Annotated in this window: 9 protein-coding genes; 6 read left to right on the top strand and 3 right to left on the bottom strand. The window is 37.9% G+C overall.

Translation table 11 applies throughout. The features are described from left to right. The 4 genes from AC33VI_RS13530 to AC33VI_RS13515 form a co-directional block, all read left to right on the top strand. Positions 1 to 459: hypothetical protein (locus tag AC33VI_RS13530; protein ID WP_491782796.1), on the top strand; the 459-nt coding region annotated here is incomplete at its 5' end. 40 nt (positions 460 to 499) lie between these two features. Next, on the top strand, positions 500 to 1,339 hold the full coding sequence (gene kdsA, locus AC33VI_RS13525) for a 3-deoxy-8-phosphooctulonate synthase (RefSeq protein ID WP_491782795.1): 840 nt from the start codon (positions 500 to 502) through the stop codon (positions 1,337 to 1,339). A gap of 248 nt (positions 1,340 to 1,587) precedes the next feature. Beyond that, positions 1,588 to 3,441 carry a WcbI family polysaccharide biosynthesis putative acetyltransferase gene (locus AC33VI_RS13520; protein ID WP_491782794.1) on the top strand — a complete coding sequence of 618 codons (1,854 nt, stop codon included), beginning with the start codon at positions 1,588 to 1,590 and terminating at the stop codon, positions 3,439 to 3,441. A 37-nt stretch (positions 3,442 to 3,478) separates the two neighbouring features. After that, on the top strand, positions 3,479 to 3,976 hold the full coding sequence (locus AC33VI_RS13515; RefSeq protein WP_491782793.1) for a KdsC family phosphatase: 498 nt from the start codon (positions 3,479 to 3,481) through the stop codon (positions 3,974 to 3,976). A 10-nt stretch (positions 3,977 to 3,986) separates the two neighbouring features. Here the strand turns inward: AC33VI_RS13515 and AC33VI_RS13510 are convergent, their stop codons facing one another. Together AC33VI_RS13510 and AC33VI_RS13505 are read right to left on the bottom strand one after the other, a co-directional pair. Beyond that, a complete protein-coding gene (locus AC33VI_RS13510) occupies positions 3,987 to 4,712 on the bottom strand; it encodes a hypothetical protein (RefSeq protein ID WP_491782792.1) in 726 nt (241 codons plus the stop codon). Between the two features lie 387 nt (positions 4,713 to 5,099). Beyond that, positions 5,100 to 5,846 carry a TVP38/TMEM64 family protein gene (locus tag AC33VI_RS13505; RefSeq protein WP_491782791.1) on the bottom strand — a complete coding sequence of 249 codons (747 nt, stop codon included), beginning with the start codon at positions 5,844 to 5,846 and terminating at the stop codon, positions 5,100 to 5,102. A gap of 314 nt (positions 5,847 to 6,160) precedes the next feature. Between AC33VI_RS13505 and gmd the strand changes: the two genes are divergently transcribed. Further along, positions 6,161 to 7,249: a GDP-mannose 4,6-dehydratase gene (gene gmd, locus AC33VI_RS13500; RefSeq protein ID WP_491782790.1), complete on the top strand. Its 1,089-nt coding sequence runs from the start codon at positions 6,161 to 6,163 to the stop codon at positions 7,247 to 7,249. 49 nt (positions 7,250 to 7,298) lie between these two features. On the opposite strand, the gene AC33VI_RS13495 is transcribed toward gmd, so the two are convergent. Then, positions 7,299 to 8,477, bottom strand: coding sequence for an esterase-like activity of phytase family protein (locus AC33VI_RS13495; RefSeq protein WP_491782789.1), 1,179 nt, complete (start codon positions 8,475 to 8,477; stop codon positions 7,299 to 7,301). Between the two features lie 274 nt (positions 8,478 to 8,751). Here AC33VI_RS13495 and recJ point away from each other — a divergent pair, with 274 nt between their 5' ends. Next, positions 8,752 to 10,791, top strand: a complete 2,040-nt coding sequence (gene recJ, locus AC33VI_RS13490; RefSeq protein ID WP_491782788.1) for a single-stranded-DNA-specific exonuclease RecJ — start codon at positions 8,752 to 8,754, stop codon at positions 10,789 to 10,791. Positions 10,792 to 11,195 lie beyond the last annotated feature (404 nt).

Here is an 11,195-nt window from a genome sequence, read left to right as displayed (position 1 = left end):
TGGTACAACGTAGTTAATGCTGTAGCTTATCAAATCGGTCAAAAAAACTGTATTACTACACCCTATGAAATACTGAAACAGTCCCAAGTAGAATTCATTAAGATTTTTTTCCAATCGATTATCGATCTCAACTTAGAACGAGTGGTTTTTCCTCCACCTAATAATCTAGGTGCATCGGAATTAATGATGGCAATGATCGATTATTTCGATAATCAATTTACTGAGATTCCTCCCAAACATCGTCAGGGAATATTAGAAATCATTAAAAAACGAGAACCGCAAAATAATCCTAAACCTTCCCTCCTGTTAGATAAGCATAAAAAGGAAATTCTGCAAAAATATGCAGATAGTAATGAAAAACTGTTCGCTAATTATATTCCTTATTTACCTATAAACTATTACGGCATAAAAACAATCAAAAATAATGCTGTGCCTAGGGATTTATGTGCTAGCAAATAATCAATAACCGTCAACCATCAACCATCAACCATCAACCACAATGCAACAAATTCAGATCGCCCAAAACCTCACCATCGGCGAAGGACAACCTCTAGCATTAATTGGAGGACCTTGCGTCATCGAATCAGAAAGCACTACCCTAAAAATGGCGGCAGAAATCCGCCAAGTGTGCGATCACTTGAACGTTCCTTTTATCTTTAAATCTTCTTTTGACAAAGCCAACCGTACCTCAATTCATTCTTTTCGCGGACAACCCATTGAAAGAGGTTTGGCTATCTTGCAACGAGTTAAAGATGAAATAGACGTACCCGTACTAACGGACATCCATCTTCCCGAACAAGCAACCGTCGCTGCTGAAGTGGTCGATATTTTGCAAATTCCAGCTTTTCTCTGTCGTCAAACCGATTTATTATTGGCTGCTGCTGCAACGGGTAAAACTATTAACGTTAAAAAAGGTCAATTCCTCGCACCTTGGGATATGAAGCACGTGGTGAATAAAATTGAAGAGGCTGGTCACCATAAGATAATGCTAACAGAAAGAGGTACAACTTTTGGTTACAACAACCTCGTTGTAGATTTTCGTTCTCTGCCACAGATGCGATCGCTAGGCTATCCCGTCGTCTTTGATGCCACCCATAGCGTTCAAATGCCAGGAGGACAGGGTAGTAAATCGGGAGGACAGCGAGAATTCGTTCCCGATTTGGCTCGTGCTGCTGCTGCGGTTGGCATTGATGCCCTATTCATGGAAATCCACGAAGATCCAGATAATGCTCTTAGCGATGGTCCTAACATGATTCCTATTGCCAAACTAGAAAAGGTTTTACGAGATATTCTTAGTGTCAGACAAAGTATAGACGCAACCAATTTAATGCCCGTATAAGTTTTTAGCTCTAAATCTTGAAGGTAAATCTCGAAGTAGTGAAGTATTTCGGCAAGAATTAAGTAGTTCAACCTAAATAAAGTAAAAGTTCGTAGCAACTCCTTTAGGGGTGGATATCCATGAATATCAATGGCTAAAGCCATCGCTACGAACTAAATCTATTTGGTGTTTAATAAAGTGGAGCTACTTACTAACCAAAAGATTCGATCTCTAGCAAATATTTAAAGATTTCAGATTAAATTTTGAAGATGAAAAAAGTTTGTTTAATCTATGCCAATTGTCAAAATCAACCAATTGCTCAATATCTAAATAGATCTGCTGAGTTTAATCGAGAATATTTAATTCATCGTTTTCCAGTTCACAATTTAATTGAAAAACAAACCACAATCCCCTCAGAACTACTGCAAAAAGCAGATTTATTTATTTATCAGCCAGTTAAAGAGATTCATGGGGAACGTAGTTCTCAAGCGGTATTAGCTAAACTCTCGTCACGATGTAAAAAGATATCTTTTCCTTCTCTCTATTTTAAAGGTTATTTCCCTCAGTTTTGTAAAAATCTTCATAACCAAGTTATCAAGCCCAACTATCCTTTTGGGGTAATTCCTCATGGAGATAGTAATATTATTTCTCTAGTTAATGAAGGAAAAACTAGTCAAGAAATTGTCGATATTTTAAGCCAGCCTAACTACTACAGCCGAGAAGCTGTGATTAATAATCTTAACAATACTATTTCAGAGTTGGCAAAAAGAGAATCTAATCTAGATGTCGAAGCTAGTAATTTTATTCAGGAAAATTACCAGAAATATCATTTATTTTATACTCAAAATCATCCTGCAGATCTTGTTTGTCATCATATAGTTAATCAAATTTTAGCTCTACTCGATCTATCTAAGATTGATTTTCCACCATCTGCTAACAATCCTCTTCGGGGAATACTCGGTGATTTACAAATTCCAATTTATCCCAGTGTAATCAAACATTTAGGATTACAATTTATTAGTTGTGATTCTGTTTATAGGTATTCTAGCTTCGCCAGTAATCAAATGACCTTTGCTAGATATATTGAAGAATATATCGATGTTCATTTTCCTACCAAAGAAAATGCCAATCAAGTTTATTTTGCAGCAATCTCTCTCGATAAGCAAGGAAAAGATAGAGCAGCCATTGAAAAATTAGAATCTGCTATTAAAATTAAACCGAATAATGCAAGTTACTATTTAAGCTTAGGGGATTTATATACAAAAATAGATCGCAGCGATCGAGCAATTATTTGCAATCAGAAATCGATTGAATTAAGCCCTACTTGGGAAAACTCTTATCAAGCCCTAGGGAAACTTCTAGAAAAGCAAAAAAAATTTAAACAAGCAATCCTAGTTTATCAAAAATATCTTCAGATAGATTCTGGTTCGGCTTCAATCTATCGCAATCTAGGAGATATACTATTACAGCAAAATCAATTAGCTTTAGCTGCCAAAATCTATCAAAAAGCGATCGACTTAGATCCAGTAAATGCTTTTAATTATTGTCGTTTGGGGAATGTATATAAAAAGCAAAAAACTTGGAACTTAGCTGCATCCAACTATCAAAAAGCAATCGATCTATCTCGCCAAACTCCCTATTTATACGCTAACTTTAGCGATGTCCTGATCGAGCAAAATCATCTCGATCGAGCGATCGAGATCTGTCTACAAGGAATAAAAATAAAACCGCAAAAAAAACGAATATCTGCCAGACTATACCGCAATCTGGGGGATGCTTATCTTCAGCAAAATAAATTAGACTTGGCTGCCGATACTTATCAAAAAGCAATTCAAGTTACTCCTAAAAATGCTTTTCACTATCGTTGTTTGGGAGATGTACGAAGAAAACAAAAGTCTTGGCAACTTGCTATATCTAACTATCAAAAAGCGATCGCTTTATCTCCTAAGACACCTTACCTGTATATCAATCTTAGCGATATTTTTCTCAAGCAAAATAAACCACAAGAGGCAATCAAAATTTGCCAGCAAGGTATAGATTTAAACCCTCAAGAGAATCAAAAAATATTCGTTAAGTTAAATAATATACTCCAAGGTCAAAATAAATCTTATGCTCGGATTTAAGATTATTTACTAAGTTAGTTTATAACTTTCATCAATCATGTTAAACTCTCAAATCGATTTTGCCCTCATAAAATTATTAGTCTTAGATGTCGATGGCATCTTGACCGATGGCGGACTTTACTACACAGAAAAAGGAGAAGTTTGTAAAAAATTTAATGTCAAGGATGGTAAAGGAATTAAACTTCTAATGCAGTCGGGAATAGAAGTAGCAATTATTAGTGCCAACGATTCTAATGCCACCTTACATCGAGCCAAAAAACTAGATATTGCCAACTGTTTTATTGGGGTAGAAGACAAATTAACTGTCTTAAAAAATCTATGCGATCGCCTGAATATTTCCCTAGCAGAAATAGCCTATATGGGAGACGATCTTAACGATTTACCAATCTTAAACACAGTCAGTTTCCCGATAACTGTAGCCGATGCGATCGAAGAAAATAAAGCTGCTTCAATTTACGTTACCCAACTACCAGGAGGACAAGGTGCAGTTCGAGAAGTTTGCAATCTTTTATTAAAGTCTTTAACTAATAACTAATTACTAATTACTAACGATCGCAAGTAGCCAGACGATGCAATTCTCCCCCAATGCGATAAAAGTCAAAGTTTGAATTAGAATTAAACACTTCAGCAGAAATTGGGCGTTCGCTTTTAGGAATTACCGTAAATTCTGAGCCAATATCTTGAGTTTGAGGAATGGTAGCCAAATGATGGGCATGGTGAGGTTGCAATTCAATAGTCTCCCAAGCAATGGTGCTATTGGGTTGATGACAGTATTTATTTAAAGAAGATTCAATAGAAATCAAGCGATCGTTACGCTTAATAGTTAAAATTGCTTCTGCGGGTTTAGAAGCATCTAGATTCAAACTATTTTGTTGGGTAAAAGGTAAAATAATCCAATAAGAAACATTACCATTTTCAGCCCGAAAACCATTACCCCTTTCTAAGGGATAAGCAGGAATAAAAATAGAACTGCGTAGGTTACCAATACCAGACAAATTCTTTTCCCCTTGCTTGGCTTCTCCCGAATAGAAAAAATTATCTTCTTTTTGGCAAATATTGACATAAAAGCTAGCTGTTTCAAAAGCATAGACAGCTTGATAGTCCGAGCCAATTTGCTGGCAATCATGGCGATCGTCAGAGATAGCAAAGCTATAGTCTGCATCTGAATAATTTAGATTGCTAGCGATCGCCTCAGATGTTGCAGCAATAGATACCAGGATCGCGCCAACTGGATAAATTACCCTTAACTTCTGACTGTTTTTTTTTCTCATAACGTTGATGAGTAAGAATTACTCCTAATGAGATTTTGTTAATAGATTTAAAAAATAAATTCAAGCTTAATATTTTTCACATATTAAGGTTCTTATCTCAAATTGGCAATAGCTCTCTAGTTATAATTACGTAAAATCGTTCATTTTTGTCATGGGTAATAATGTTTTACTAATAGTTACTTTTTAGTATCCGCAAGATAAACATTAATTATTGTCATACTTGGTTAAAACTATTGATTTATGATTGTTTTGCCTATGGTCGGTCAGTAAATAAAATAAGCTCTCTAACCATCTGCTCTTTGACAGACAAGAATCGATTCGCGATTGCCTAGTAATGGGTAACTCTTCATCCAAATACAGTAGCTTTAATTTACCTTTAGGAGATTTTTATTGAGGCTGCTGTTGTTCGGTTGTAGCGATCGATTCATCTAAAGCTTTGCGCGCAATTTTGGTGACATATAAAGTAACTGCTACTGTGGCAATTAAACCAACAATCCGAATCGCCCACTGTGCTATGGGATTTCCTCCTACGCCTCCTCCATTACAGATTGTATTAATATTTCCCAAAGAACCAAAATAGACATACATAATAGTTCCTGGAATCATACCTATAGAAGCCAAAACATAATCTTTGAGGGATACTCCCGTTACTCCCAAACCATAATTAAGTAGATTAAAAGGAAAAACAGGAGATAAACGAGTTAGAAATACGATCTTCAAACCTTCTTTGCCTACGGCGCGATCGATCGCGGCAAATTTTTCGTTACCTGCAATTTTTTTGGATATCCAACCCCGCGCAAAATATCTTCCAATTAAGAAAGCAAAAGTCGCACCAATAGTTGCACCAATAAAAACATAAATAGAACCTAGAAATAAACCAAAAATAGCTCCTCCGCCTAAAGTAAGTACCGAACCAGGAAGAAAAGCTACAGTAGCAATAATATAAATTGCCATAAAAGCGATCGCGCCAGCAAGTCCTAAATTTTCGATCCAAGGTAGAGCTTCATCGCATAATAATGATTTAGGATTAAATCCAGAATTACTGGCTGCTTCTTGAGCATATACTGGTGCGGAAACTATGGTAATGCCTACTAAGATTAAAACAATTAGTTTGAGGTATTGATTGATTTTCATGATTCTTGAGGGATGGATATCGACTCTACTTTAACTCTACAATCCAAATTCTCAAGACTTGCTGAAAATGACCTTAAAAAGTAACTAGTTATTGATTAATTTTTTTCAACTATTTTATAAATATCTTTATGATTTCTACATCCAAATTTTATATGCAAAAAGTATTACAGTAGTATGATAAAAATATCTGAACAAATCTAAAGAGAAGTAAATTTTTATGGCTATTTATAGCTATTTGATTAAATCAAAGTTTTACTGTTAATCTCCTTGCCAATCTTCAGTATATTAATCTTAACTATGTATTCATGCTACAAATGAAATCCAAAAAAATAGCACTCCTCACGGGGATTACAGGACAAGATGGTTCGTATTTGAGTGAATTTCTCATCTCTCAAGGCTACGAAGTACATGGAATTATTCGTAGAACTTCAACATTTAATACGGATCGCATCGATCATATATACATCGATCCTCATAATGAAAATGCAAATTTATTTTTACATTATGGAGATCTAACCGACGGCACTACTTTAAGAAGAATTCTGGAAGAAGTTAAACCCGTTGAAATTTATAATCTGGGTTCTCAATCTCACGTCAGAGTAAGCTTTGACTCTCCAGAATATACTGTAGACTCTGTGGGAATGGGAACGTTACGTTTATTAGAAGCAATTCGAGATTATCAACAAAGAACTGGCATTGAAGTTCGGTTCTATCAAGCAGGTTCTTCAGAAATGTTTGGTAAAGTTCAAGACGTACCTCAAAGTGAGAAAACTCCTTTTTATCCTCGCAGTCCCTACGCTTGCGCTAAAGTATACGCTCATTGGCAAACCATTAACTATCGAGAATCTTACGACTTGTTTGCTTGCAATGGTATTTTATTCAATCATGAATCTCCTCGTCGCGGAGAAACTTTTGTCACGAGAAAAATTACTAGGGCAGTTGCCAGAATAGTCGAGGGAACGCAAAAAAAACTTTATCTAGGCAATCTCGACTCGAAAAGAGATTGGGGTTATGCCAAAGATTACGTTCGGGCTATGTGGATGATGTTGCAACAAGAAAAACCCGATGACTATGTAGTGGCTACGGGAGAAACTCATTCAATTAAAGAATTTTTGGAATTGGCTTTTAATTGCGTCAACCTAAAATGGCAAGATTATGTAGCCTTTGACGAACGCTACTTGCGTCCTGCGGAAGTGGATTTGTTGATTGGCGATCCGACTAAAGCAAAACAGAAACTTGGTTGGGAACTCTCCCTTGATTTTCCTGGTTTGGTTAAACTGATGGTCGATGCCGATTTGGCTGCTCTCGGTTTGCCTACTTCTGATGGCATTGAAGCCAGTAAATTTAAAGAAGATGGAGATTTTAGAGTGATGAATCGGGGACTAGCAACGACAGTTGATTGATTTGATTTTATAAAATATTTAAGTAGGGTGGATATTATTCGCTCTACATTTATTTTTCTGTTAGGCGAAATAGAAGTAATTGACTGACTTGTTCTTGATTAAAATTATCGTCGCTAATCAGTAACAGACTTCTACTACCGTCGGGCAAACGAGGTCCTTCCGCCATACCTTCCAGATTATCAAGATAGATACCTAAATCTTGCAAATCGAATAATAATTGTTTCTTCAAGACGCGAATTTGACCCAAATCTCCTTGGAGACTGGCAATGTTGCTAGTATCGGTGGCATTGCCAATGACTACTTGGAAGATTTTTGCCCCAGCACCAGTGAAGCCAAAAGTTCTTTCTAAACTAAGAAAATAGCCTTCGGTTTTTAAGGCAAATAATTCTGTAAGTCCGTTGGAAATAACTTCTACAGGAGCGGATTCTAATAAATATAAATGCTCTGCAACCAAAATTGGCGCGCCAATGGGATTGATGACATAGTGCAGAAAACGGATGCGCGATCGCTCTTCTTCTGTCAAAGTTCGATCTTGAATTAGAGCAGATTCCGTAGCGGTAAATAAGCGAAAAGGATCTTCAGGCAAGCCGACACGGTTGATGGTTAAAGATTCAAAAGCTAAGTTTTCTTGTACTCCTTGGGGTCGATCTGGATCTTCACCTGCTAAAAATCTTTGGGGGAGACGCACATCAGCAATTTGTTTGCCCGTTTCTAATTCAAACTCGCCAATAAAAGGTTCGATGTTTTTAGCAGTATTACCTTCGCTGGAAATAAAGATCGTGTTGCGGGGAGAAAGGGCGATTCCTTCTGGGTCAATTTTTTCTACTGGATAGTTATTACCCTGGCGATCGCGAATTAGAGTTACGGCTTCTGGCTCAAAACTGGCGATCGCTATATCATTGTCTTTTGGTTCTATTTCTAGTTTAAAGGTGTAGAAACGAGCGGGGGAACGTCTACCGCGATCGTCGGACAAGACATAGAATCGATCCAAGTCTCGGTTGTAGGCGATCGCCGATAATCCACCTACAACGGTATTTTCAAATCGATCTTTAGGGATTTCGTATTGGTCTAAAAATTCTAAAGAAAAATTGCGAAACATTCTCTCTTCTGCCGATACTCGTTTTGGCGGAGTACAAGCTGTCAGAAAAACTAAAACGAGAGAGATAGATAAAATATTGACGAAATACTTTAAAATATGTTGGCGAAATAATACGAGACGATCGCTCACAATAATATGAAAATAGAATCTAAATTTGCTAAAGTTAACTACCATCATTATGTTTAGCATTTATCATTGCGAGACAAAATCATTGCGGAGGGTGAGAGACGCGGAGGTTTCCTCCGCTTGTCCAATCACCCTCATTGGGTTTCTCCCGTTGAGATTATTGTCGAGGTCAAACATTTATCATTTGAGCGATCGCAATGTTCAATGGTCAATGGTCAATGTTCAATGAAGGGTTAACAGTTAATTCTGACATTTTATAAAGTTAAAAGTCAAAGGGATGAAGGATAAGGGATCGGTAATGAGCGATCGTCAAAAACGTTTTCCGACTCAAAGATGGCAAATCGCTGCTCCCAATCGGGATATTGCCAGGCAATTAAGTCTTTCTACAGGATTGTTGCCTCTAGTAACTCAGGTAATTATCAATCGGGATATTGCTACTACCGATGCAGCCCATATTTATATTCAGCCAGAATCCCAAACTTTACCCTCTCCTTTGGCAGAGTTTAAAGATTTGGCGGTTAGCGTGGAGTTAATTAAAAATGCGATCGCCGATGAAGAACAAATTGCCATCTGCGGAGATTACGATGCTGACGGTATGACTAGTACGGCATTGTTGCTGAGAGCTTTAAAACATTTGGGAGCGAAGGTAGACTATGCAATTCCCAGTCGCATGAAAGATGGTTATGGAATCAACCAGCGCATTGTCGAAGAATTTGCTCGCAGTGGAGTGGGTTTAATCCTCACGGTAGATAATGGCATTTCTGCTTATGAACCTGTAGCCAGAGCCATAGAATTGGGCATGAGCGTCATTATTACCGATCACCACGATCTGCCAGAAAAATTGCCCCCTGCCGATGCAATTCTCAATCCCAAACTATTGCCTGATAGTTCTCCCTACAAGGGATTGGCTGGAGTAGGAGTTGCTTATATACTGGCGATCGCCACAGCCCAGAGTTTGGGTAAAATAAAAGGCTTAACCAACCCCATCTTAGAATTATTCACTTTAGGCACGATTGCCGATCTCGCACCCCTAACGGGAGTTAACCGCCGTTGGCTCAAACGAGGTTTGCGGGCTTTACCCAATTCTCAGCTAGTAGGTATTCAGGCTTTAATGGAAGTAGCGGGTATTGACGAAACGAAAAAACAACTCAAACCCGACGATATTGGCTTTAGTTTGGGGCCGAGAATCAACGCTGTCGGGCGGATTGGCGATCCGCAAATGGTCATCGAACTTCTGACTACCGACGATCCGCAAATAGCTTTGGAAAGGGCGGATAAATGCGAGCAAACTAACCGCAAACGCCGTCAACTGTGCGAACAAATCGAACAAGAAGCGATCGCTTTAGTGGAATCTACTCCCATTCCTTGGCAAAAGAGTCGAGTTTTGGTAGTAGTTTCTGCTGGTTGGCATCATGGGGTAATCGGTATTGTGGCATCTCGTTTGGTAGAACGTTATGGCGTACCTGTCTTTATTGGTACTTATGAAGAAGATAATCTAGAGATAATTAGAGGATCTGCTCGAAGTATTGATGAGTTTAATGTCTTTGATGCCCTTTGCTATTGCGACGATCTTTTAGGTAAATATGGCGGACATCGCGCAGCAGGAGGTTTTAGTTTTCCCGCTGCCAATCTGGAAGCAGTCAAGGAAAGACTCAGCAAATTTGCTTATCAATGTCTGGAAATAGAACACCTCAAACCTTTAGTCAAGATCGATGCCGAAGCTAGTTTTAACCAAATCGACTACGAACTTTATCAACAGCTAGAAGGATTACAACCTTGGGGCATTGGCAATAGTCCTCCTGTTTTCTGGACGCGCAATGTTAGAGTTGTCGAACAAAGGGCAATTGGTAAAACCAAAACTCATTTGAAGTTAACTCTCCAAGAATTAAATTCTACCAAGCAAATTAAAGCGATCGCTTGGCGGTGGGCGGAATATTGTCCCCTGCCCGAATATTTGGATATTGCCTATAAGTTACAGGAAAATCACTGGCAGGGTAATACTAGTATTGAATTAGAATTGGTAGGAGCGAGATTGCCCCAAACTACTCCAGAAATTAAAAGTACTGCTAGCAATAAACCAAGGGAAAATAACATTCAAAAAGCCGTCTTCACCCACAGTGGTAGAGTCTATGTATGTAGTAAAACCCTTAAGGAATTGCGAATTAGAAATGATAAAGGGAATGTTTTAGCCATTAATAAAGGCGATCGCTTGGGAGTGTTGACTAAATCAGAAAACGATATCAAACAAGTCGATGTTACTCAAGCTTTTTATTTTCATTTAATTAAAGCTGCCCTACGGGCGATCGAAAATGGTTAATCAATTGGACTGAGTTCATTACAATAAAGGCAAGTTTTTTAGAGACTGTTTGTAAAATAAATGTTCAATAACAATACAGTGGTTTGCGCTTCAGTCTGAGACAACAAATAATAGAACTTTTTCGCTCGACTGTAGGGTGGGCAATGCCCACTCTACAATTAATTTTGTACCAATTGGTTATGTAAACCCCTGTAATGGACAAAAATCAGTTGATTGTTAGACGATCGAGGGAGAATTTGCTTGAAGAATAATTAAGTAATATTTTCTCCCAGTCACCTAGTCTCCTAGTCACCTAGTCCCCCAGTCCTTTCAAGGGTATGTTTTTAACATTTTGGAGTAGCACTCAGTAAAATTACTGTATATGCAATCTCAAACATTCGCGATCGCCGTGAAACGAAATCACC

It is taken from the genome of Waterburya sp. (genome assembly GCF_058530065.1).
Note: the sequence above shows the minus strand (reverse complement) of the source record. Positions and strands in the feature narration are given on the sequence as shown.